The organism is Congregibacter litoralis KT71 (assembly GCF_000153125.2).
GTDB classification, from domain to species: Bacteria; Pseudomonadota; Gammaproteobacteria; order Pseudomonadales; family Halieaceae; genus Congregibacter; species Congregibacter litoralis.
This window is the reverse complement of record NZ_CM002299.1, coordinates 3,123,945-3,148,161: the sequence shown is the minus strand read 5'-3', so window position 1 is coordinate 3,148,161 and position 24,217 is coordinate 3,123,945. Positions and strand designations below refer to the sequence as shown.

Here is a 24,217-nt window from a genome sequence, read left to right as displayed (position 1 = left end):
GCTTCGCCTGAAAGCGTCTACTTTTGGTGGGTATGGCGCTGGGCATGGCGAAGTCGTGGATGTGATCCTACAGACTAAGCCGGACGGATCGGCTGCAAAGCGGTTCTTCAAGCGTCTCTTGCAAAGTGACAGCCGTGAGGCTAGCAGGGTCTTGGGATCATTGCGTTCGCAGATTGGGCGAGGGTGGTTGCTCGTGCGTAGGAGACAGGTTCTGCTGCGTGATGCAGTTGATTTGCCAACACCAAAAAAAAGGTCGCAGCACATATTTCTATGTCTGCGACCCTCGTTGCTTCGTTTTTACTGCCCCAAAAACGGGCAGCTGGCGAAGCTCTTTACCGAAGCTCTTTGCCTAAGGTTAGGCCCTCTTAAAAGACCAGACGTCCCTGCAGATACCAGGTGCCGCCGTTAAAACCAAAGGGGCTGTCCTCGGGGTACAGCTGACCGGTACCACCCTGACCTGGGTTCTCGTCAGGATATTCGTCAAACAGGTTTTCCACACCTAGAACCACTTCTATGGAGTCGGTGAACTGGTAGGCCACCTGGGCGTCGATCAAGGTGGCGGCATCCACATTGTATCCATTAGATGTTGATCTCCAGTCCCCGTAGTAGTTCGCACGGAGCAGCGTGCGGAACTTACCCTGCACGTGTGACCAGGTCACGTTACCTTTGTACTCTGGCAGTAGCTCTTCGAGAGCTTCTACACGACCATCGCTGATCGGATTGACCGTTCCGCGATCGGTGACTTCGGTTTTGTTGTAGTTAAACGCCACAGTCACAGTAGAGCTGCCACTGAGGAAGTCAAAGTACATGTTACCCACAACGTCGACACCTTCGGTGCTGGTATCGAAGCTGTTGCTGAAGAAGCGGAACTCAGCCAGATCGTCGAGACCGAGAAAGTCCTGACGGTTGATGATGCCATCCGCGTCGAGTCCGGTGAGTGCATCGGATATGGTGCCATAGTCGGAACCGCCGCCGGCAAAGTTCAGTGCATCCAGGAAGTCAACATTGGCACCCAGCGCGATTCGGTCTGTCACATCGATATTGTAGTAGTCGATGGTCCAGGTAGAGTTCCCGATATCAAATACAACGCCGAGAGAGAAGTTCTCCGCTTCCTCGGTATCGAGGCCTGGTCGTCCATTTCCAAAGCTCTCAACGTAATCAGCACCTATCTGCCCCGCTGCGGATGACAGCGGAAGTGTTCCCTGGTCAATCAGTACGCCCTGTACGTTTTGTGTGGTGACGTTAGTGATGTTCGCCTGACCAGCGGTGGGTGCGTGGAAGCCCGTTGAGACCGCGCCGCGAAGGCGGAAGCTGTCCGTTACACGGTACATACCTGCAAGCTTATAGGTAATCGTCCCATCAAAGTTGCTGAACTCTTCGTGACGGGCCGCCGCCTGAAGCGTCAGGTTATCGGTAACATCGGCTTCAAGATCGATGTAAAACGACGTGTTGTCCTGCTTGGCTGAGGTGTCGTTGGGAAAGCCGCCAAAGCCGTTAGAGCTTGACGAAAAGCCCTGAGACGCGAGAACTCCAAGCTCGTAGGACGCCGGGTCGCCGGCAAACAGGTCGAACTCCTCTTCACGAAACTCCGCGCCAAAGGCGATGCTCAGGTCAGACGCAAAGCCGACATCAAGGCCGTAGACAAAATTGGCGTTATAAACCGTTTCGGTCTGCTCCTGTCCGCCCGGGACGAAATCACGCGGGGTGGCAGGGCCGAGAGAGGCGTTAATGGTGTTGCGGATAAAGAAATCGGTGCGGTTGGATCCACGCTGTACGCTCAGGTCGTAGTCAAGGCCGTTGCCCACGTTGATTTCACCGCGGATACCCGCTGCCAGTGCCATATCTTCGTTGGTACCACCAAAGCGAGGCACGAAGCCGCCCGGAATTGTCTCGATGAAAGAGAAGCAGTTCTCGCTTGCCGACACCTGTGCAAGAAACGTCGGATCAGGAATAACCCCGCCGGAACCACCCAGAGGAATACCGTCGATGCAGCTGCTGCCACCATCAAGGTCGCCCACAAGTACTGACGGGACTCCCGTAGCACTACTAAGACCGGTTAGCGGATCAACCGTGGGGCCCGCATAAACGCCGCCGCGCTGTCCGGTGGAGCCGCCGGTAAGGTTATTCGAGCCACCGACCACGTTACGGTAAAAGAAACCACCCTCTACTTCGCGCTCCGCATAGTTACCAAACGCGTAGACTTCCATGCTGTCATTAATCTGGTAGGCCGAGTTGATGAACAGCTTAACGTCATCTTTGACATCCGGCGTGCCCCAGTACTGAGGTACATCGCTTGTGTAAGTGTTGATGGCCTGAAAGTCAGAGACGGGTGCGTAGCCATTTGCCGCAGCAAAGGCCACATCGTCACGGATCACCGAGCGGACGGTGCCGTCGACATCGCGCATTTCGCCGGTGATGTTAACGAAACCATTGTCCCCCAGAGGCAGGCCAAGATTGGCCGAGACCATATAGTTGTCGCCATCACCTTCGAAGGTGGAAGCGGTTCGCGCTACCATTTCAAAGCCTTCGGCGGCATCGCGGAGTCGGAAGTTGAGAACCCCCGCAATCGCGTCAGAGCCGTATTGTGATGAGGCGCCGTCGCGCAGCACTTCGACCTGCTTTATCGCAAGCGACGGAATGGCTGCCATATCCACACCCTGCGCGCCATCTGAAATACCGCCTCCCAGGAAGGAGATAATGGAGCCGCGGTGGCGACGTTTGCCGTTGACCAGTACCAGAACATTGTCTGGCGAAAGACCGCGCAGGTTTGGTGGGCGCGTGATCGTCGCTGCATCGCTAATAGGCTGGGAATTTACGTTAAAAGAGGGCACCTGCGTACGCAGCATGTCTTGCAGGTCCGTAGAGCCGTTAACTCTGAAGTCGCTTCCGCTGATGACGTCGACGGGAACAGGAGAGTCGGCGGCCGAGCGATCCGCCAAACGGGTACCCGTAATGATGACTTCTTCGAGTAGCGTATCTTGCTGGGCGATAGCGCTCTGCGCCATCGACACGGCAAGCGCCAATGTCGCGATTTTGATAGGGGGTCGTTTCGTTAACGATCTCATCATTGGTTCCTCGTACGGTTTGATTGAAAAAATGAACGCTAATCAACTGCTTTTTGTGCTTAAGCTCGCTGCGGCTGTCACTACAAATTGACGGAAGCACCCTGTGCGAGCGACAAGACTGAGAAAACCACAGACGATGGCGTGATGCTAGTGCCACCGCCTGATTTGTGCGTTTTTTGCACAATTTTTCGCTTTTTCGGAGTGCTTTGATGGGTGTTCGGCGGTCTTAGGGCTAGTGCGGTTGCAGATTGGGGAAGGGCGGTTGCTTGAACCAGCAGCCCAATGATTGATATATCGGGTAGAGAGATGCTTTTTGAGGACCTAAGCCAAACACCTGTAAGCCTTTTATGGCTGCCGAAAATCTTGAAAACGCATATCCGACCTGTAGCCGAAATAATGGCGGTTTCTGCTGAGAGCCTCGCCAGCGTGAGCAAAAATTGCCGGAGAGCTCACGGATGGCGCCGCAGCAAAGCAGTTCTCCAAGCGGCAAATGCGGAGTAATGGCGGCGAGCCCAGGACGATCGTGACAGATAAGTTGCGCAATTATGGAGTGGCGCATCGGGAGCTGATGCCCGATGTGATCCACAGCACTCAGCAGAATGAGAACAATCGGGCAGAGCAATCGCAGAGTCTCCCCGGATTTATGGGTATGAGGCTACCAGGGTGCGGGAGCGAGGGACGCGAAGATTAAAATCGGCTGGGCAGGCGCAGCGATTGATGTGTGTCCATGCTGCTGTCAGTAATCTATTCAACCTCGGCAGGCACCTGGTGCGTGCTCAGCACTATCGCGATCTCAGGATGAGTACGTTTGGTGAGTGGAGTCGGGCAGTTGCCGGAAGTCGCGGGCCAGATTTCACCAGCTTGGAGCGGTTACCTTGCCGATACCTCTGCGACTCACCGCCGCTTCAAAGGTAAGCGCATGAAATGTACTAATAAATTTCGACGAATCCGGAGGTAGTGAAGGAAATTAACTTTTCAGCGACGGAGAATCCGGACCTCTACGTATAAGGTGATAAATGTTTATGGGGGTTTGATGGTGATGGCGAGACACTGCGTGACTTTGAGTTGCTTTCTAACACTGGCAATTACTGGTTGTGGTGGCGGGGGCTCCGGAGCGGCATCGGTGGTGAGTGACGAGGCGGCGTCGGCGGTCGTCGATTCCGGGGGCGGCGAATCTACGGAGCAGCCAGATAGCGAGGATGCTGGTGACTCACCAAGCACCGACGGTGTTCTTTGCGACTATAGTAATTTCACACTGAACAGTCAGGCTTACCTGACCTACACCAGCGAAGCACAGTGGTCCTGTGCGGAGGAGCGCTGGCTCGTTGCAAACGGAATTCCAGATCATGAGGTCGGTGCTTTTCCTAACGCAAACAATCCAAACGCCATATCGGAGCAGACGGTAAGTACCTCATTTACGCTATCGCCGGTAAGGTCAGAGTTGCCGACAGAGTTGGGTGGGCCCCGGGGTGCCGTGGGGTATGTGCTCAACGGCGTAAAGATAGATGCTGCTACGGCCGGTTCCTGTGATGATTCGGGCGCGAGTTGTTCACTGGCAGGCGGAGCCAACGGATCCTGGGAGATCGAGGCCCTCAGTCAGTCTCACTTCGATTTTGGCGTCGACTTCAATAACGCGCATGTGCAGCCGACCGGTGCCTACCACTATCATGGCATGCCTGAGGGTTTTCTGGAGAAACTCGGGGCAGGTTCATCGACAATGACGTTGATTGGCTGGGCAGCCGATGGTTTTCCCATTTATGCTCGCTATGGTTATTCAGAGCCTATGAATTCAGCCTCGGGCCTGGTCGTGATGCAAGGTAGTTATCAGTTGGTCAATACTCCGTCGGGCAATCGACCGTCTGTGAATCTTTATGCGCTGGGTACCTTCAGTGATGATTGGGAATATGCCGACGGCAGCGGTGATTTGGACGAGTGCAATGGGCGCTTCGGTGTTACCCCGGAGTTTCCACAAGGCATCTATCACTATTTTGCGACAGACAGCTATCCGTTCTTCCAGCGCTGTGTGCTGGGCTCTTTATGAGGGTGTTGATTGTTGTTGCTATGCTACTGCTGGGTTTGCCGGCTAAAGCGCATCTTCTTCCTGCACAGCATGCGACGTTTCGTTTCGAGGACAACAAGATTTACATGGTGTTGGCCATGGATCCGATGGTCGTAATGGGCGACTGCGATTCAACGTGTAGTTTGTCGCCTGCGGAATTTCAGCGTTCTTACGATGCACTGCGCGACCGGATAAAAAACGGTATGAATGTCTACCTGCCTGACGGTGACGTGCAAATGCTGGACCTTCGCCTCGCCCCGTCCGTATCGCATTCGAGGTTGGAGCAGCAAGTGGATCAAATTACCGCGCTTGCGGTGTTTCGTATCCCCGAAAACGTGCCATCGGTGTTTCTTGATTTGAATCTGTTCTCTTCAGGGCCTTCTGCGGGTCGTTACGAGATTTCGGTTAGCTCCTCTACCAATTCTGAGAAATATAAATACGCAGTCACGCGCGATGAACCGGTTGTAGAGCTGACGGTGCCACCAGCCAAAGTGAATCAATAAGATCGGGGAAAACTTATGCGATTGGCTACTCGAATTGCAAACACATCTATTTTTTTTCTGGGAGTTCTATCGACTCTAACCGCCTGCGGGGGTGGGGGCAGCGGCGCGGTCGAAGCGGTTGCATCGGATACAGCGGTCGTTGTCGAAGCTTCAGCGCCAGTTGCTGACTCCTCAGACACGACTGCTTCAGATGACCCGAAACCTAATATCTTACTGATCATTTCAGATGATCAGGGCCTGGACTCCTCGGCGCAATATGCGCTGAGCCAGGACCTCCCGGCCACGCCGACCCTTGATACGCTTGCGGCAAATGGCCTGGTGTTTGACAACTTTTGGGCCACGCCAGGCTGCACGACCACCCGAAGCGCGCTGATTACCGGGAAATATGGCACCAGCACGGGCGTATTAGCCATCGGCGACGAATTGCCGGCCAGTGAAGAAGTTTTACACCGGTATTTGGCTAGTGATGAACAAACAGCACAGTACCAGTCGGCGTTGATTGGTAAATGGCACTTGGGGGGTAACGGTGCTGCGCAGTCGCACCCCAATGATATGGGCATACCGTACTTCGCGGGGTCATTAGGGGGTGCTATCCCTGATTACTATGCCTGGACGTTCTCGACCAATGGTCAAAGCGAGCAGTCCACTAGTTACAACACGACACAACTGACAGATTCTGCGATCGAGTGGATTCAGGAACAGTCATCTTCTTGGTTTTTGTGGCTGGCCTATGTGGCTCCTCACCTGCCTCTGCATCTACCGCCCGCTGACCTGAGCAACCGCTACTTGTCTGGCCAGGAGAGTGACATCGAAGATAACCCTCGGGACTATTATCTGGCAGCCATTGAAGCGATGGATACAGAAATTGGTCGCTTACTCGATTCTATGAGTGAGGAGCAGCGCAGCAATACCATCGTGTTCTTCATCGGGGACAATGGAACCCCGGCGCAAGTTACGGACTCTCTCGTGTATGTCAACGGCAGCAAGGCCACGCTGGCAGAGGGGGGTATAGCCGTACCCATGATCGCGTCCGGGATGGGGGTTGGTCGGCGCAATGAGCGCGAGAGTGCGCTGATTAACGCTACCGATTTTTTCGCCACTATTGCTCAGTTGGCAGGCAGTGATGTCAGCGCAATCCACGACAGTGTTAGTTTTCGGGAGCTGCTAAGCGAGACAGATATAGCGCCGCGACAGTATAACTACGTGGCATTTGAGAGTGAGCGAGAAACGGGTTGGGCTATTCGTAACCAGCAGTACAAGTTAATAGAGTACGCGGAGGGCCAACAGGTTTTGTACGATTTGATTAACGATCCCCTGGAAACTACGGAGTTACTTGGAAGCGGTGGTGACTACTCAAGTGTGCGGAGCGAATTACTTGCGGAGTTGGATGCTATTCGCTGAGATGGTATCGCCAAGTTAACTGGCTCGGATTGGTAGAGTCGACCGATGAAGACCGATAAACGTCACCGATTCCCGCCCGATATCATTTTCTACGTCGTTTGGCTCCACTATCGCTTCAATCTCAGCTTGAATTAGAGGTTTTAAGCCCTAAATAGGGCTCCCCCGGCCCGCAAACACAGCTTGCGGTCGTTCGCTGGTTCGCAGCAGTGCTGCTCGAAACCCCAGCTCACCTAACTGGGCTCGAATCAGCGACCCAATGATTAACAGGCAGTCACAGTTAATTGGTTCTCATCAGAATGGTCCTAATTTCAACGAGTTGCAATAAGTTGAGTTGAGTAGGCGATAAGAAGGTTTAGTAACGAAGTGTGCTGAAATAGTGCTCGCGCAGCCTACTAACTTTGCCAAACCTCGTAAGGCATTTAGTCCGAGCTCAACGTTGTTGTGATCTTAGGTTAATTGCGTTCGCTGAATGGAGTCGGGCAGTTGCTTGAGATCAAGGAGCAGATTCTTTTGGCCTCAAGAAGCCAATTTGTCGATACCGATGTTGGAGAATGAGAGATGGCTGTCGCGCGAGCGTAGATGACGAATTAAACCAGTCTATAGAGATGTGATTGTCAGTCCCCGATAGTTTCTACGTGATTTTGCCGTCACTCAAGTAGTACGCAGTAATGCTGATCGAGTTAATCAAGCCGTGCGCAATGATCAGTGGAAACAACTTTTTTCCATTAAACAAATAGACAACTGCAAATATAACTGCGACGCCTGCCGTGCCAATGATGCCAGGGACACCCTGCGAAATATGTAGCATCCCGAAGATTAGCGCGTGCAGTGCGACGGCGGCGGTTATGCCTTTCTTGTGACCACCAAAGAGCTCAATCAGGCTGTTCAGCAGAAACCCGCGCATCAGCAGCTCTTCACCCACTGCCGCGCCAATCCAGATGACCACAACCAGATATGCGACGAACACAAGCGGTTGGCCCAGGAAGAATTCGAATCGGTCGGTGGAACTCTCTGGGATGTGAGCGCCCAACAGGTCTGAAATGAGCGGCACAACAAGCGCCATTAAGAGGAGTACTGCTACAACGGTAAGTATTGCCAGGCCCAGAGCCTTCACCCAGCTCATCGAACCAGAGGGAAGGGCCAAGCCCCGGTCTTTCCAGTTAACGCCCTGCTTGTTCATAAAGTAGGTGGCAACAAATATGCCGCACCACATGGCAATTGATCCTGCGCCAATGGCGTTGAAGCGATCCGCAAGGTCCTTTACCAACAGCATTACGCCAAGCACAACGAGTACTTCGAGCACGATCCGTTTTTTGTCGGCCAATATGAATAGCGTTGGTTCTTCGAGCGGTTGAGACTGCATCCGTGGTTCCTGTGAGCGTGAGTTGCTGTTGCTGGATAGCGCCGCAACCGTAGCTCAGCAGGTTAATGCTGGATAGCGCTTTAGGGTGGACTGAACAGTAAATGCGCCGAGGCGAGGGCTTGATCCTTGGCCCGCCGCTTGCGCGTAAGTCACCACAACCTCACTCTACAGCCATAAAAAAAGGGGCTGCATCGCTGCAACCCCTTCATTTATATAGCTATTTGGCTCCGCCTGCTGGGCTCGAACCAGCGACCCAATGATTAACAGTCATTTGCTCTACCAACTGAGCTAAGGCGGAGTAACTCCCTCCTTTCGGAGAGGCCGCGATTCTAATCACCCTCCGCTTCGGAATCAACACCAATTATACTATTGGGCTTTTCGCCAAAAGCACCTGCCATGAGCAAGCCGTTTAAAGTTAACTCAAGTTTCAAGCCCGCCGGGGATCAGCCCGCGGCTATCAAGTCCATTGTCGAGGGCATACAGGCGGGGCTGGCGGCGCAAACCCTTCTGGGTGTTACGGGGTCGGGCAAGACCTTCACCATGGCCCATGTGATTGAGCAGCTTCAGCGCCCGACCATCGTGATGGCACATAACAAGACCCTGGCCGCCCAGCTTTACGGCGAGTTCAAGGAGTTTTTCCCGGATAACGCCGTCGAGTACTTCGTTTCCTACTATGATTACTACCAGCCCGAGGCCTATGTGCCGTCGTCGGACACCTTTATTGAGAAGGATGCCTCGGTGAACGAGCACATCGAGCAGATGCGGCTGTCGGCCACCAAGGCACTTCTCGAGCGCAAGGACTGCATCGTGGTCGCGACCGTGTCGGCGATCTACGGTCTGGGTGATCCCAAGTCCTATTTCAAAATGGTCATGCATATCTCACGGGGAGAGATGATCGACCAGCGGGAGGTCCTGCGACATCTCGCCGAGCTCCAATACCAGCGCAACGACATTGACTTTGCCCGCGGTACCTACCGTGTTCGCGGGGATGTGATCGATGTGTTCCCGGCGGAAGCCGAGGCCGAGGCCATCCGTATTGAGCTCTTCGACGAAGAGGTGGAGAACATCAGTCTCTTTGATCCCCTCACGGGAGCGATCATCGCCAAGGTCCCCCGGGTCACCATTTACCCCAAGACCCACTACGTGACGTCCCGTGACATTATGCTCAACGCCATCGAACATATTGAGGTCGAGCTTGACGAGCGGGTGAAGCAGCTCAAATCGGTCGAGAAGCTCGTGGAAGCGCAGCGCCTGTCCCAGCGCACCCGCTATGACATCGAGATGATTCGCGAGCTTGGTTACTGTCAGGGCGTGGAGAACTACTCGCGCTATCTGTCGGGGAGAGCTCCCGGCGAGGCGCCGCCGACACTTTACGAATACCTGCCCGATGATGCCCTGGTGATTATCGACGAATCCCACGCCAGCATTCCGCAGATTGGCGCCATGTATAAGGGCGATCGCTCGCGAAAAGAAACTCTCGTGGAGTACGGTTTCCGATTGCCCTCAGCCCTGGATAACCGGCCCCTGCGTTTTGAAGAGTGGGAAAACCTGTTGCCCCAGGCGGTGTTTGTATCCGCAACGCCTGGTCCCTACGAGGAGGCTCACGCCGGTCAGGTTGTGGAGCAGGTGGTCCGGCCCACGGGGCTCACGGATCCCGAGATCGAGATTCGACCGGCGACCACACAGGTAGACGACCTCCTTGGCGAGATTCATAAAGCCGTCGAAATGGGCGATCGCGTGTTGGTGACGACGCTCACCAAGCGCATGTCGGAGGACTTGACCGAGTACCTCAACGAGCACGACGTGCGGGTGCGCTATCTCCACTCGGACATCGACACTGTGGAGCGCGTGGAAATAATTCGCGATCTCCGTCTGGGTAAGTTCGACGTGCTGGTGGGGATTAACCTGCTGCGGGAGGGCCTGGATATGCCCGAAGTCGCCCTGGTGGCCATTCTCGATGCGGATAAAGAGGGCTTTTTACGTTCGGACCGCTCCCTGATCCAGACCATCGGGAGGGGCGCCAGGAACCTGCGGGGCAGGGCAATCCTCTACGCTGACAAGGTCACGGGCTCCATGCAGCGGGCCATTGATGAGACGGATCGCCGTCGGCGCAAACAGGTGGCCTTTAATGAGGCGAATAACATCACCCCCATCGGTGTAACCAAAAGCATTCAGGACATCATGGAAGGTGCCCGGCGCATGCCCACCAAGGCCAAAGCCAAGGGGCAAAAGGTGGCCGAGGAAACCCTGGCCTACGGTCAGGAACTCCTCAAGCTATCGCCGGCGGCACTCTCGCGGCGCCTCGATAAGATGGAAGCGCAGATGCATGAGCACGCCAAGAATCTGGAGTTTGAGCAGGCAGCGGCGCTCCGCGATCAACTCACGGAGATCAAGCAGCAAACCTTTATGAGCTGATCGCCAACGGCGACGCCGCAGCGGGCCTTAGCGGATTACCAGTACCCGATTGGTGACGGGATAGACCCATTCCACACCGCGTTCCGTGACCACGGCATCGTCCTCCAGAGGCACACGCAGTTTCTTGTTGCCCCATTCGGGGATGGCGGTGTAGGCAAAGAGTTCGATGGAGAAGAGGTTGCTCGGGTGGATCATGTACTTCATGCGCTCGGGGTTAAACCAGGCGATGGAGGGGCCGATGCCGTGGCCCAGGTTGCCCACGCTATGGCAGCCAATGATGACGTCCACCACGCTGGGATCATCCGTAGGCTGGTTGAACTTCTCCATGACCTTGAAGCCGGCTTCGTTAATCGCGCTGTTGGCAAGGTCGTAGGTATCGCCGGCGGTGCGTCCCGCCTTGATCGTGGCTTTGAGGATATCCCGCACTTTGCGTCCGTTATCGAAGGCTTTTTGGATGCTGGCGGGCACTTCGGTTTCGCCTTCCTTGAGTACATAGGCCTGGCGTTTGATGTCCGTAAAGAAGTTGAGGTACCCCACGCCCCAGTCGATGGCGAGGAAGTCGCCACGCTGTATCACGTGATCGTCTGACAGGGCGACAAAGCCATCGGGGCCCGTGATGTAGACCGAAGGCATACCAAAAGACGTGCCCAGATTGTTGGCAAACTGCTGCTCCCGCATCCACCAGGCGACGTCGGCGAGGGTGGTGACCCCCGGTGTGATGACTTCATTGGAAAACGCTGTTTCGGCGATTTTGCGTGACATTTCGCCCGCCCGGGCAAAGGCGGCGATCTCCGTTGCCACCCGGCGGGAGCGAAAGTCCGAGGCAAGCTTCTCCGCTGATACAAAGCGTTGGCTGTATTTTTCACCCAGGGTACTTTGCAGATGTCGGTACGCTGTCAATGTGAGGCCGTCGGCACCGCCGATGTGCTCCGAGTAATTCAGCGCGATGCTCTTGGGGTCGCGCTCTGCCACAAACGCAGCAAGATCAAACTCGCCCTCGGTGGTGTAGTCGTAGGCGCCGTTCTCTTCGATAAGGTGTGTGCCGATACCCAGGGCGACGCGTTCGACGCGGCCCTCGGCGTAATCACTCTCACGGTAGGTGAAGATGTAGTAGCCCCAGCCACCCACGTAACCCTTGCCAAAATCTTCCGTGAGGGGGTCGTTGTAGCCCTCACGATTCACGGTGATCCACATCTCCACATCGTTTTCCCGCATCACCTCCGGCAGCACCAGATCAAACTTCTCCTGACGAATCTGGTTCATGAGTTCCCAGCGGGTCTGGGCTTCGCCCTTGCTCAGCGCGGGGAAGGCCGTGCACAGGAGGACCGTGGCTAGGAGGAGGCGAGGGAGGTGGGTCATGACAGGGTTCCTTGGCGAGTAAGGCAGGGCAAAACTTTAGCAGCTAGTGAGCGGTACTTCTTCTCTTTAATCTCTCGTGGCTCTGGGGCAGAATGCGCGCCCCGCGGTGGGGTTCTATCTTCACCGAAATCACGTGGCCTTTCGTGGGGGCCACCACTGAAGGAGACGCACAAGATGCCAACCATTACTTTGCCTGATGGCAGCCAACGAGAATTTGATCACGCGGTCACCGTGCACGACGTGGCCGCGGATATCGGTCCGGGTCTGGCCAAGGCCGCTCTTGCCGGTGTTGTTAATGGCCGTGAGGTCGATACCAGCTTCAGCATAGACGCCGATGCCGCCCTGGCGATTATCACCGAGCGCGACGAGGCCGGCGTGGAGATCATCCGTCACTCCACTGCGCACCTGCTGGCCATGGCCGTGCAGGACCTGTTTCCCGGCACCCAGGTGACCATCGGTCCCGTTATAGAAGACGGCTTTTATTACGATTTTGCCGGCGAGCATCAGTTCACCCCCGAAGACCTGCCAAAGATTGAGGCGCGCATGGCGGAGATTGTCTCTGCCGACCTGCCCGTGGAGCGCATTGTGATGGACCGCGATGCAGCCGCTGCCGCCTTTGAGAAGATGGGAGAAAGTTACAAGGTCGAGATCATCCGGGACCTGCCCGAGGGTGAGGAGATATCGCTCTATCGCCAGGGCGAATGGATGGATCTGTGTCGCGGTCCCCACGTGCCGAGCACCGGGAAGCTGGGCGCTTTCAAGCTCACCAAGCTGGCGGGTGCCTATTGGCGTGGCGATGCGAACAACGAAATGCTCCAGCGCGTTTACGGCACGGCCTGGGCGAACAAAAAACAGCTCAAGCAGTACCTCCACCGCATCGAGGAAGCCGAAAAGCGCGATCACCGCAAGATTGGCAAAAAGCTGGATTTGTTTCACACCCAGGAAGAAGCACCGGGCATGGTGTTCTGGCACCCCCAGGGCTGGACCATTTATCAGGTCATCGAGCAATACATGCGCGAGCAGCAGCGCGCCAATGGCTACCAGGAAATCAAAACGCCCCAGCTCGTGGACATGTCCCTCTGGGAAAAATCCGGCCATGCGGACAAGTTTGGCGATGACATGTTCATGCTTCAGGCGGATGAGCGGGAATTTGCGGTCAAACCCATGAACTGCCCCTGTCACGTGCAGGTCTTCAATCAGGGGCTGCGCTCCTACCGCGATCTGCCCCTGCGACTCGCGGAGTTCGGCAGCTGTCACCGCAACGAACCCTCGGGCTCCCTCCACGGCATCATGCGTGTGCGGGGCTTTACTCAGGACGACGGCCACATTTTCTGCACGGAAGAGCAGATACAGTCGGAGGTCTCCACGTTCATCGATTTTCTCCACGCGGTGTACCGGGACTTTGGCTTCGACGAGGTGATTTATCGTCTTTCGACCCGCCCGCCCAAGCGCGTGGGGTCTGACGAAGACTGGGATCGTGCCGAGAAGGCCCTGGCGGACGCCCTGGATGCCCAGGAACTGGATTGGCAGGAGCTGCCGGGAGAGGGCGCCTTTTATGGACCCAAGATCGAGTTTTCCCTCAAGGACTGTATCGGTCGGGTCTGGCAGATGGGCACGGTGCAGGTGGATTTCTCCATGCCCGGGCGACTGGATGCGCAGTACGTTGCTGAGGATGGTTCCCGCAAAACACCGGTGATGTTGCACCGGGCGATTCTGGGATCTTTCGAGCGATTTATCGGAATTCTCATCGAAAACTTCGAAGGGGCATTTCCCGTTTGGCTCGCGCCGAAACAGGCCGTGGTCCTGAATATCACCGAAAAGCAGGACGAATACGTCCAATTTGTGGAAGATTCCTTGAAAAACAAGGGTTTTCGGGTTTTTTCGGACTTGAGAAACGAGAAAATCGGCTTTAAAATCCGCGAGCACACAATTCAGCGCATTCCCTACCTACTCGTGGTGGGGGAAAAAGAAGTCGAAGCGAAGACAGTGGCCGTGCGGTCGCGTAATGGTGAGGACCTCGGAACGATGTCCATTGAGGCATTCGCAGAGATCCTCGACCGTGACGTGGCGCTCCATGGCCGCGCTGTCGTCGCTGACGTTCAGGCATCGTAGAGATCGGAGACGACCGATACGGGGCGCAGGCGTAGGGCTTCGAGCAAAGAATTGATACAAGGCTCCCGAATGAGGAGCGCAGAATTGGAGAACAGCAATCAGCAAAGATAGCGGTAAGGGCAAAAGATCCCTTATCAATGACGAAATAGTCGCGGATAAGGTCCGTTTGGTGGGTGCAGAAGGCGAGCAGGTGGGTATTGTTCCCCTCGCTGAGGCACGGGCGGCTGCAGAAGCTGCCGGCATGGACCTTGTACTGATTGCGGATCAGTCGGATCCCATGGTCTGTAAGGTCATGGATTACGGCAAGCACATCTTCGAGGCGAAGAAGCAGAAAAACGCCCAGAAGAAAAAGCAAAAGCGCACGCAGCTTAAAGAAATGAAGTTTCGTCCAGGGACGGAGGAAGGAGACTACCAGGTAAAACTACGCAACCTGGTGCGTTTCCTCGAGAACGGGGATAAGGCCAAAGTCACGCTGCGGTTTCGCGGTCGTGAGATGGCTCACCAGGAGATCGGCATGGAGCTGCTCAAGCGAGTAGAAGCCGATCTTGCGGAACTTGGCGGTGTCGAGCAGTTTCCGAAAATGGAAGGCCGGCAGATGACCATGGTTATTGCCCCGAAAAGGAAGAATGGCTAGCGGCCCGTGAATGCCCTGGATCATTTAATTTGATGTGAGTTCCAGCTGTTTATTCGCGGGAAGCCCCAAAAGGGAGCCGTCGGATAAGGTTGGACCCAATGCGGAGTACGAGAAATGCCTAAAGCAAAAATTCACAGCGGAGCGGCTAAGCGCTTCAAAAAAACCGCGGGCGGCTACAAGCGCAAGAGTGCGCACAAGAGCCATATCCTGACCAAAATGACCACTAAGCGTAAGCGTCAGCTGCGTGGAACTTCAATGATCCACGACAATGACAAAGTGCTCATCGACCGCATGTTGCGGGCGCGCTAAGCGTTTATTAAGGACAGGAGAATACTATGCCTCGCGTAAAACGTGGTGTCGTCGCCCATCGCCGACACAAGAAAATTCTGAAGCAAGCCAAAGGTTATTACGGAGCGCGTTCACGCGTCTTTCGCGTAGCCAAGCAGGCCGTCACAAAAGCAGGTCAGTACGCCTATCGTGACCGTCGTCAGCGCAAGCGTCAGTTCCGTGCCCTGTGGATCACGCGTATCAACGCCCAGTCCCGTGCCAATGGTTTGACTTACAGCAAGCTGATCAACGGCCTGAAGAAAGCCGACATCGGTTTGGATCGTCGCGTACTGGCGGATCTCGCCGTACATGACAAGCCAGCCTTTGCAGCAGTCGTGGAGCAAGCCAAGGCAGCTCTCGCTGCCTGAGCCCCTGGCTGGTTAGATCCCGCCGCGAAAGCGGTAGGGCTTGCAACACGGAAAATCAAAGGGAAAGGGCCCAGCCTTTTCCCTTTTTTTGTGGCCATTTCCTTTGGCCTTACAAGAGTGTTCTTACGGGTAACAGTTGAACATGGAAAATCTTGAAAAACTTGCCGAAGAGGCGCGCAGCGCAATCAATGCGGCTCCGGATGTGCCCGCCCTGGAGGCAGCCCGGGTGGATTACCTGGGTAAGAAAGGGGCCCTGACGGCGCTCCTCAAGGGCCTGTCGTCACTGTCGGCGGAAGAGAGGCCCGCTGCAGGCGCGCAGATCAATGTCGTCAAGCAGGAGATGCAGGCACTCATCGGTGAGCGCAAAGCGGCTCTGGAGGAGGCGGCGATCAGTGCGCGTCTGGCCAGTGAGTCCATTGATGTCACGCTCCCGGGACGCTCCGTGGGTGGTGGTCGCATACATCCCATCAGTCGCACCATCGAACGTATTGAGGCGTTTTTTGGCTCCGCCGGTTTTTCTGTTGCCGATGGTCCGGAAGTGGAACAGGACTACTACAACTTCGAGGCGCTGAATTTTCCGCCCCACCATCCCGCCCGGGCCGAGCACGACACCTTTTTTGTCGATCCGACGACGGTGCTGCGGACGCACACCTCGCCCGTGCAGGTGCGCGTCATGGAGAGCAGCGAGCCGCCCCTGCGAATTATCTGTCCGGGACGGGTCTACCGTTGCGACTCGGATCTGACCCACACACCGATGTTTCATCAGGTCGAGGGCCTTCTCGTCGATGAGCACTCCAGTCTTGCGGATCTCAAGGGACTCATCGAGCAGTTTTTGCAGGTGTTTTTTGAGAAGGAGTTTGCCGTGCGCTTTCGTCCTTCCTATTTTCCCTTTGTAGAACCGGGCGCCGAAGTCGATATCCAGTGCGTGCACTGCGGTGGCGACGGCTGTCGGGTGTGCAGTCACACGGGCTGGCTGGAGGTCATGGGCTGCGGCATGGTGCATCCCCGGGTGTTTGAGATGGCCGGCATCGATCCCGAGCGCTACTCCGGTTTTGCCTTTGGCATGGGTGTAGAGCGCCTGGCCATGCTGCGCTATGGCGTGAACGATCTGCGTCTGTTCTTCGAAAATGATCTGCGCTTTCTGGCGCAATTTTGACGGCGATTGCGGTCGCGGGGCGTTCGTTGCCGCGCGGGAAGCTCTCTGGAGTAACCGCGCTCAAACCCATGGCAAGAGCGCTGCAGTGTTTTGGTAAAAAGGAATTGATCAGTGAAATTTAGCGAGCAATGGCTGCGAGAGTGGGTGAATCCCGCGCTCAGTACCGAGGCCCTGGGGCACCAGATCACCATGGCCGGTCTCGAGGTGGACGCCATCGAGCCCGTCGCCGGGGCTTTCTCGGGCGTGATTGTGGCGGAGATTACCGAAGCGGTGCAGCATCCGGATGCGGACAAGCTGCAGGTGTGTACCGTGGATGCCGGCAACGGCTCCCCCCTGCAGATCGTCTGTGGCGCACCGAATGCCCGAAAAGGTCTCAAGACACCTTTGGCGGTTGTAGGGGCCATGCTCCCCGGTGACTTTGCCATCAAGGCCGCCAAGCTGCGGGGCGTGGAGTCCCAGGGCATGCTCTGCGCGGCCTCAGAGCTCGGATTGTCCGAAGAAAAGGATGGCATTCTTGAGCTGCCGGGTGACGCGCCCGTCGGCACGGATCTTCGGGAATACCTCAAGCTCGATGACGTGAGCATTGAGATCGGGCTTACCCCCAATCGCTCGGACTGTCTGGGTATGGCGGGCATCGCCCGGGAAGTGGGCTTGCTTAACGATCTGGCAGTGTGTGCGCCGCCCGAGAATGCCCAGGAGCTTACCAGCGACGAGGCGGTGACCGTGGACCTGCGCGCAAGCGCACGTTGCCCCCGCTATCTCTGCCGTGTGATCGATGGCGTGGATCTGAGTCGACCATCGCCCCTGTGGATGCAGGAGAAGCTTCGTCGCTGCGGTGTGCGTAGCATCGATGCCGCAGTGGATGTCACCAATTACCTCCTTCTGGAATTCGGTCAGCCCATGCATGCCTTCGATCTGGACAAGATCAAAGGCGGTATTGTGGTGCGCGAGGCCAATCCGGGGGAAACCCTGAAGCTGCTAAACGATCAGACGATCACCCTGGGCAGCAACAATCTTGTGATTGCTGATCACGAGGGTCCCCTGGCGTTTGCCGGCATCATGGGCGGTGCGGACTCCGCCGTGGGCGAGGGCACCACGCGACTCCTGCTGGAGTCGGCCTTCTTTGCGCCGGTTCCCCTGAGCGGCCAGGCGCGAGCCTTTGGCTTGCACACGGACTCTTCCCATCGCTTTGAGCGAGGCGTGGACTTTGAACTCCAGCGTCGTGCCATGGAACGGGCCACGGAGCTGTTGTTAGAGATCGTCGGGGGAGCAGCAGGTCCCATCACCGAGGCAGTATCGGAGCAAGACCTGCCGGCACCGGCGCCAATTCACCTGCGCGCAGCGCGCATCGAGCGCCTCCTGGGCGTCATCATCGAGTCCGAGACGGTTGAGCGTATTCTCCGAGGTGTGGGCCTGGAGGTGTCAGCGGTGGAGGACGGCTGGGAATGTGCCGTACCCAGCTGGCGTTTTGACCTGCGAATCGAGGCGGATCTTCTTGAGGAGCTGGCCCGGGTTTACGGTTACAACAATCTGCCCGTGACACGCATCCGCGCGGATGTGGTCCTGCCGGCTATTCCCGAGGAAAAGCTGCATCTCCAGCAACTGCGCCGGGCTCTTGTGGCGAGGGATTACTTTGAGGCGATTTGCTACAGCTTCGTGGATGCCGATATCCAAAAAGCCCTCGATCCGGCGATAGAGCCTGTCGCACTTAACAATCCGATTTCCCCGGAGCACGCGGTGATGCGCAGCAGCCTCTTGGCGGGGTTGTTGCGAACTGCTCAGCACAACGTCAAGCGCCAGCAACCGCGGGTGCGTCTCTTTGAGACCGGGCTGCGCTTTGTGCCCGGCTCCGAGGGCCTGACCCAGCGACCGGGGCTGGCGATGCTGGTCTGTGGTTCCCAGGCTGCCGAAGGCTGGGCTGATCCCGGACGCAACGCGGATTTCTATGATCTCAAGGGGGATGTAGAAGCCCTGTTGGCCTTAACCGGCGACGCGGCCTCCTTCCGTTTTGAAGCGGGGGAGCGCAGTGGCCTGCACCCCGGCCAGACCGCCTGGCTCAAGCGCGGTGATGAGACCGTGGGTTTTGTGGGGGTTTTACATCCCACTTTGCAAAAGAAGTTGGACTTCGATCTGCCCGTGGTGGTCGCTGAACTGGACCTCGAGATGCTGCGCGCGGCGGCTATTCCGGCCTTTACGCCGGTCTCCCGATATCCGGCTTTGCGTCGCGATATTGCCGTGATCGTCGACAAAACGGTCAAAGCTGGTGAACTTCTAGCCAATGTTCGAGCTACCGCAGGCGCTTACCTTCAAGACTTAACCCTCTTTGATGTCTATGAGGGCAAAGGCATTGATCCTGCTAGAAAAAGTGTCGCTCTAGGTTTGACTTTTCAGGACCATTCGCGCACTCTTGATGATAATGAAGTCAACACATGTATTCAGCAAGTTGTTGATTCACTAAAAGAAAACTATCAAGCGGAGCTTCGCGGTTAGCGTTCCCAATAAACGTCTAACGCAACGTCTAAGTTTCCAGGCAAGGTTTCACCGGGGCGGTTAAACATGAGCGCACTGACCAAGTCCGAAATGGCAGAGCGGTTATTCGAGGAACTCGGGCTTAACAAGCGCGAGGCGAAAGAAATAGTCGAGCTGTTTTTCGAAGAGATCCGCGTTTGCCTGGAGAACAATGAGCAGGTAAAGCTGTCGGGTTTCGGTAATTTCGATCTCCGTGACAAAAATCAGCGACCCGGACGTAACCCAAAGACGGGTGAAGAGATTCCGATTTCCGCCCGCAGAGTGGTAACCTTCAGGCCAGGGCAGAAGCTCAAGGCCAGAGTAGAAGAATATGCTGGAACCGAGTCACAATAACGAACTGCCGGCAATCCCGGGCAAGCGCTACTTCACGATTGGTGAGGTCAGTGAACTCTGCGCCGTAAAGCCCCATGTACTGCGTTACTGGGAGCAGGAATTTCCTCAGCTCAAGCCCGTCAAGCGCCGCGGTAACCGCCGCTACTATCAGCGAGAAGACGTTCTCACAATCCGACAGATTCGCACCTTGCTCTACGATGACGGCTACACCATCGGCGGGGCGCGGCAGCGCATGACCGACGAGAAGACCAAAGGCGTTCACCCCACGCATATCGATGCCGTGATTCAGGAAACCATCGACGACCTGGAAGAATTGCTCGAACTGCTCAAGCCCGGGCGCTGATTCTTTTTCAGCGGCAATAGCTCGGCTCTGCGTGGCGCCCAGCGTGGCAGAGAGTAACTGCCTTGAGACTTGCACTCATCCATTGTCACCAACAATTACTTGCGTATAATGCCGCCTCGGCAAGTGGCGTGACTTCTCTCTGAGTAGTCCGGTCTGCCATTCGGGGCGTAGCGCAGCCTGGTAGCGCACCACACTGGGGGTGTGGTGGTCGCAGGTTCAAATCCTGCCGTCCCGACCATACAAAACAAAAAAGGCTTAGGTGATGATTCACCTAAGCCTTTTTTGTTTGTGAAGATTGGGGACAACTTACGGGCACGCCATCTGCAAGCCCTCTTCATGCCTTCTTCAAGCCCCGAGCCGCGATTACATGCATCCCCTGGCGTTCTGGGGCACACTGGCGAAGTCCTCGTTTCCCGGGAGAAACCGTTTTGCCTTGCCGCCATCTGTTCCGGGTTTGTTCCCTGGGCATGTTTTTCCTCCTCGCTGCCTGTGCAGCGCAGGATACCCAGGTCGTCGACAGCACATTCAGCACACAAGCTGAGGGGCCTGCTTATGCCTATGGGCAGGGCCCGGTTGTCCTCATAGACGAAAGCCATCACAACTTTCACACCGCGGAGGGTCGCTACAAACCGTTTGCCGAGCTCCTGCGAAGTGATGGCTATGTTGTGCAGTCCCTGAGCGCCGGGTTTACCCCGCAGGCTCTGTCCCAGGGCCGGATTCTGGTCATCGCAAATGCTCTCTCCGAGAAGAACGTGAACGACTGGTCCCTACCTAATTACCCGGCGTTTACCCCCGATGAAATTTCCGCCGTAAGGAAGTGGGTGGCGGGTGGGGGGGCATTACTGCTCATTGCCGATCATATGCCCATGCCGGCGGCTGCAAAGGCGCTGGCGGCGGCTTTTGGGGTGGAATTCGAGAACGGCTACGCCATTCGTACAGGTTTTGAATCACCGCGACCCCCCATCGTTTTTTCCCGGGAGAATGGCACCTTAAGGAATCACGGCATTAGCAACGGCCGACGGGTGACTGAGAAGATTAATGCCGTCGCGACCTTCACTGGCCATGCTTTCAAGGCCGAAGGGGCCTTCGCGCCATTACTGGTGTTCGGGCCGGCGACGGAGCAGCTTTATCCCGAAGAGCCCGCGGTGTTCACGGAGCGCACACCGAGAGTCGATATTGAGGGTTGGTATCAGGGTATCGCCCTATCCTTTGGTGGAGGACGTGTTGCGGTGTTTGGAGAGGCGGCAATGTTTAGTGCCCAGACCCTGGGTGAAGAGCGCCGGCCCATGGGCATGAACGCACCCATTGCTCAGGAGAACGCCCAGTTCGCCCTGAATACGCTGCACTGGTTATCGGGGATCCTGGACTGACGTAGATGAGCATCCCCCGACTTCGCCGGCATGCCCTGGCTGCCCAGGGCCTGCTGCAATCAAAACCCTTTGGCAGTGGTATTGCGGGTGCGGTTAACGCCATCAATCATCTGGGCTACGTGCAGATCGATTCGATCTCCGTGGTTGAGCGCGCCCATCATCATGTTCTTTACTCCCGGGTTCCGGGATTTATTCCCACCATGACGAACCAGTTGCTGACCGAGCGAAAGATCTTTGAGTATTGGAGTCACGCGGCGGCGTTTTTACCCATGGAGGATTTCCGTTTTTCCCTGCCTTACAAAAATGCCATTAAAAATGGCAAGGTTCATTGGTTTAAATCGCCCGATAGACCTTTGATGCGACGGCTTCTGGAGCGTATTCGTGTTGACGGTCCCCTGCGCTCCCGGGATCTCGAAACCACCAGACCGAACAGAGCCGGTTGGTGGGACTGGAAGCCCGCCAAAAAGGCACTGGAGCAGCTGTATATGGAAGGCGAGCTTATGGTCAGTGATCGTGAGGGCTTTCAGAAAACCTACGACCTCACGGAGCGTGTGCTGCCCTCTCAGGTAAACACCCAAACCCCCGGCATCGAGGAATTTGCCGAGCATTTGTTACAGCAGCAACTGCGCTGTCACGCCTGTGTGTCCCTGCGCGGCGTCACCTATCTTCGTAAGGATTCAGCGCTTCGAAAAGCGGTGAAACACCGCGTGGAAGAGGGCCTTGGGAGCGGTGAATTGGAAGAGCTCAGGAGTCCCCCGGGTGAGGCCTTTGTTGTCGAGGCCGGCATGCTGGAACGCAAGCTACCCCGCGCCGCGCCTCGTATGCGGATTCTTTCTCCCTTTGATAATGCGGTGATTCAGCGGGAGCGCCTGAAGACGCTCTTTGATTACGATTATCAGTTGGAGTGTTATGTGCCCGCGGCCAAGCGGCGCCACGGCTACTTCTCCCTGCCCCTTCTGTACCGCGATGACTTTGTGGGACGCATGGATTGCAAGGCCCATCGCAAAGACAGGCGCCTCGAAATCAAGAGCCTCCACTGCGAGGCGGAAAGTTTTGGTGATGACCCGGTGATCGACGCGTTTGCCGATGCGGTGGGGCGGTTTACGGCGTTCCAGGGTTGTGAGGTGGTGACCCTGGACAAGGTGTATCCCGCTCGTTTGGCGCAGCGCCTGAGGAGCGCACTGAAACGCTAATCGGCGTTTGCACCGCCTTCTTGAGGCAACGCGCCTTCCTGAGATGACCGCCTCAGCACCTGGCCCGGAAAGACCTGCGTTGATTCGCCGTCTTTCAGCACCCGCTGCCCATTTACCCAAACGCTGTCCACACCCGTAGATAGCACCTGCCCATCGCGAATGCCCGCGTGATCCTGAATGCTCTCGGGATCAAAAAGGACTAGATCTGCTTTCATACCCGGGGCGATGCGACCGCGGTCCGCAAAACCCATGTGATTCGCGGCGCGGGACGTCATTGCCGCCACGGCGGTTTCGAGACTGAGGGTTTGTCTGTCACGCACATAGCGGGCCAGCACCCGCGGAAAGCTGCCGTGACCTCGTGGATGTCCGGTAAATCCGCCGTCACTGCAGACATTGCTGTGTTCCCAGCGCAAAAACGTCTCGATATCGGTCTCAGTCATGGAGCGCCCCATGATCATTTCTGCTGAGGCACCGCCGTTTGCTTCGGACCAGGCCTCGGACTCCTTGAGCAAGTCCGAAAAGGTTTGTACTTCGGAGGTGCCGCGGCTCTTGGCAATTTCCGCGACGGATTGATTCACGTAGTCGGGGTTGGCCTCGTACCGGGTGAAAATGATTCCCGATGCGGGGGTTAGCTGATCCAAAACAAAGGCGATTTCTTCGAGGTTGTCGGCATCTCGGTCGGGCAGCAGTACCCACATGGTGGACGCCCAATACTCGTAGGGATAAACATCCGCCGTGATGTCGATGCCCTCGGCGCGGGCGGCGTCAAGCTTCTCCAGGAGTTCCGGCGCCTGGTTCCACAACTTTTTTGCCGCAAGTTTGATATGCGATATCTGTACGGGAATGCCGGTCTGTCGGCCGATATCGATGATCTCATCCATGGCGTCCCACAGAAATCTGTCTTCGGATCGCACATGGGAAATGTAGCGACCACCCTGGGCCGCGGTGGCAGCCGCCAGGGCGAGCACTTCTTCGCGCCGGGAGTAAATACCGGGCTCATATTCGAGACCCGTGGACAGCCCCAATGCCCCCGCCTGCAACTCCGAGAGCAGGAGGCTGCGCATGGCCTCGACTTCCTCCGGATTCGCGGGTCGTTTGGCATCGTTGCCCATGACGCGCTCCCGGATCGTATTGTGGCCCACATAGGAGGCGATGTTTACCGCCGCCGGCTCCCTGTCAAAATCCGACAGGAAGTCCGCGAGGGGTAGGTGATGACCCCCATCCTGTCCGAACACGGAGGTGGTAATACCCTGGGTGAGGAGGGGCAGAGCGTCGGGATTGTTCCGCAGCGCGCCCTCATCATCATGGTGACTGTGAGTGTCGATAAAGCCCGGTGCCAGTACGAGCCCCCGGGCATCGATTGCCTGCTCACCGTCGATGGGGGACAGGTCCCCTACGTCGACGATGCTGTCCCGGGCTATTCTCACGGCGCCGCGTCGTGCCGTGGTGCCGGTGCCGTCGATGATCAGGGCATTGTAAATCAGCGTGGAGTCGCCGGACGGCGGTGGAAGATCATCCCCATCACCCGGGTCGCAGCCCGTCAGGAGCGTGCTGACAATACAGCCTAGAATCACGGCGACCGTTGTTTTTACGGGCCGTGACATCAGGGACCCTGGGCGATGAATGGACATACTGTATTCCCCGGTTACTTTGCGCGTAGACTAAGAATACATCAGGTTTTTCCATC

At 56.5% G+C, this 24,217-nt stretch carries 18 protein-coding genes, 2 tRNA genes and 1 pseudogene; 16 read left to right on the top strand and 5 right to left on the bottom strand.

Annotated features, from left to right (window positions below; genetic code table 11):
* Positions 1 to 365: 365 nt before the first annotated feature.
* Positions 366 to 3,005: a TonB-dependent receptor plug domain-containing protein gene (locus KT71_RS14290; protein WP_238549504.1), complete on the bottom strand. Its 2,640-nt coding sequence runs from the start codon at positions 3,003 to 3,005 to the stop codon at positions 366 to 368.
* 514 nt (positions 3,006 to 3,519) lie between these two features.
* Between KT71_RS14290 and KT71_RS21485 the strand changes: the two are divergent.
* The 4 genes and pseudogenes from KT71_RS21485 to KT71_RS14270 all read left to right on the top strand — a co-directional run.
* Positions 3,520 to 3,899, top strand: a pseudogene (locus tag KT71_RS21485) (DDE-type integrase/transposase/recombinase); the annotation flags it as partial.
* 220 nt (positions 3,900 to 4,119) lie between these two features.
* Entirely contained in the window at positions 4,120 to 5,106 is a 987-nt protein-coding gene (locus KT71_RS14280) for a YHYH protein (protein WP_202962359.1), read from the top strand.
* Positions 5,103 to 5,627, top strand: coding sequence for a hypothetical protein (locus tag KT71_RS14275; protein ID WP_008294668.1), 525 nt, complete (start codon positions 5,103 to 5,105; stop codon positions 5,625 to 5,627). The genes KT71_RS14280 and KT71_RS14275 overlap by 4 nt, the downstream gene beginning before the upstream one ends.
* A gap of 21 nt (positions 5,628 to 5,648) precedes the next feature.
* Positions 5,649 to 7,028: a sulfatase-like hydrolase/transferase gene (locus tag KT71_RS14270; RefSeq protein WP_008294669.1), complete on the top strand. Its 1,380-nt coding sequence runs from the start codon at positions 5,649 to 5,651 to the stop codon at positions 7,026 to 7,028.
* 631 nt (positions 7,029 to 7,659) lie between these two features.
* On the opposite strand, the gene KT71_RS19805 is transcribed toward KT71_RS14270, so the two are convergent.
* Both KT71_RS19805 and KT71_RS14260 read right to left on the bottom strand, forming a co-directional pair.
* On the bottom strand, positions 7,660 to 8,391 hold the full coding sequence (locus KT71_RS19805) for a CPBP family intramembrane glutamic endopeptidase (protein ID WP_008294670.1): 732 nt from the start codon (positions 8,389 to 8,391) through the stop codon (positions 7,660 to 7,662).
* Positions 8,392 to 8,613: 222 nt separating this feature from the next.
* Positions 8,614 to 8,689, bottom strand: a tRNA-Asn gene (locus KT71_RS14260).
* 98 nt (positions 8,690 to 8,787) lie between these two features.
* Between KT71_RS14260 and uvrB the strand changes: the two genes are divergently transcribed.
* Positions 8,788 to 10,806: an excinuclease ABC subunit UvrB gene (gene uvrB, locus KT71_RS14255; RefSeq protein ID WP_008294671.1), complete on the top strand. Its 2,019-nt coding sequence runs from the start codon at positions 8,788 to 8,790 to the stop codon at positions 10,804 to 10,806.
* Positions 10,807 to 10,833: 27 nt separating this feature from the next.
* Here uvrB and KT71_RS14250 read toward each other — a convergent pair whose 3' ends face one another.
* Complete coding sequence (locus KT71_RS14250; protein ID WP_008294672.1) at positions 10,834 to 12,165, bottom strand: M24 family metallopeptidase; 1,332 nt, start codon at positions 12,163 to 12,165, stop codon at positions 10,834 to 10,836.
* A gap of 174 nt (positions 12,166 to 12,339) precedes the next feature.
* On the opposite strand from KT71_RS14250, the gene thrS reads away from it, so the two are divergent.
* From thrS to KT71_RS14195, 11 genes are all read left to right on the top strand, one after another.
* Positions 12,340 to 14,277, top strand: a complete 1,938-nt coding sequence (gene thrS / locus KT71_RS14245; protein WP_008294673.1) for a threonine--tRNA ligase — start codon at positions 12,340 to 12,342, stop codon at positions 14,275 to 14,277.
* 97 nt (positions 14,278 to 14,374) lie between these two features.
* Positions 14,375 to 14,911: a translation initiation factor IF-3 gene (infC, locus tag KT71_RS14240; RefSeq protein WP_084566992.1), complete on the top strand. Its 537-nt coding sequence runs from the start codon at positions 14,375 to 14,377 to the stop codon at positions 14,909 to 14,911.
* Positions 14,912 to 15,025: 114 nt separating this feature from the next.
* Entirely contained in the window at positions 15,026 to 15,220 is a 195-nt protein-coding gene (gene rpmI, locus KT71_RS14235) for a 50S ribosomal protein L35 (RefSeq protein ID WP_008294675.1), read from the top strand.
* A 26-nt stretch (positions 15,221 to 15,246) separates the two neighbouring features.
* Positions 15,247 to 15,606, top strand: coding sequence for a 50S ribosomal protein L20 (gene rplT, locus KT71_RS14230; RefSeq protein ID WP_008294676.1), 360 nt, complete (start codon positions 15,247 to 15,249; stop codon positions 15,604 to 15,606).
* Positions 15,607 to 15,748: 142 nt separating this feature from the next.
* Complete coding sequence (pheS, locus tag KT71_RS14225; RefSeq protein WP_023660110.1) at positions 15,749 to 16,762, top strand: phenylalanine--tRNA ligase subunit alpha; 1,014 nt, start codon at positions 15,749 to 15,751, stop codon at positions 16,760 to 16,762.
* Between the two features lie 111 nt (positions 16,763 to 16,873).
* Complete coding sequence (gene pheT, locus KT71_RS14220) at positions 16,874 to 19,252, top strand: phenylalanine--tRNA ligase subunit beta (protein ID WP_008294678.1); 2,379 nt, start codon at positions 16,874 to 16,876, stop codon at positions 19,250 to 19,252.
* A gap of 66 nt (positions 19,253 to 19,318) precedes the next feature.
* Positions 19,319 to 19,624: an integration host factor subunit alpha gene (gene ihfA, locus KT71_RS14215; RefSeq protein ID WP_008294679.1), complete on the top strand. Its 306-nt coding sequence runs from the start codon at positions 19,319 to 19,321 to the stop codon at positions 19,622 to 19,624.
* Positions 19,602 to 19,967 (top strand): MerR family transcriptional regulator, encoded by a 366-nt coding sequence (locus KT71_RS14210; RefSeq protein WP_008294680.1) that lies wholly within the window; start codon positions 19,602 to 19,604, stop codon positions 19,965 to 19,967. The genes ihfA and KT71_RS14210 overlap by 23 nt, the downstream gene beginning before the upstream one ends.
* 161 nt (positions 19,968 to 20,128) lie before the next feature.
* A tRNA-Pro gene (locus tag KT71_RS14205) sits at positions 20,129 to 20,205 on the top strand.
* 190 nt (positions 20,206 to 20,395) lie between these two features.
* Positions 20,396 to 21,337, top strand: coding sequence for a DUF4350 domain-containing protein (locus KT71_RS14200; RefSeq protein ID WP_023660109.1), 942 nt, complete (start codon positions 20,396 to 20,398; stop codon positions 21,335 to 21,337).
* 5 nt (positions 21,338 to 21,342) lie between these two features.
* Complete coding sequence (locus tag KT71_RS14195; RefSeq protein WP_008294682.1) at positions 21,343 to 22,530, top strand: winged helix-turn-helix domain-containing protein; 1,188 nt, start codon at positions 21,343 to 21,345, stop codon at positions 22,528 to 22,530.
* Here the strand turns inward: KT71_RS14195 and KT71_RS14190 are convergent.
* Complete coding sequence (locus KT71_RS14190) at positions 22,527 to 24,161, bottom strand: N-acyl-D-amino-acid deacylase family protein (RefSeq protein WP_008294683.1); 1,635 nt, start codon at positions 24,159 to 24,161, stop codon at positions 22,527 to 22,529. The genes KT71_RS14195 and KT71_RS14190 overlap by 4 nt on opposite strands.
* Positions 24,162 to 24,217: the final 56 nt, after the last annotated feature.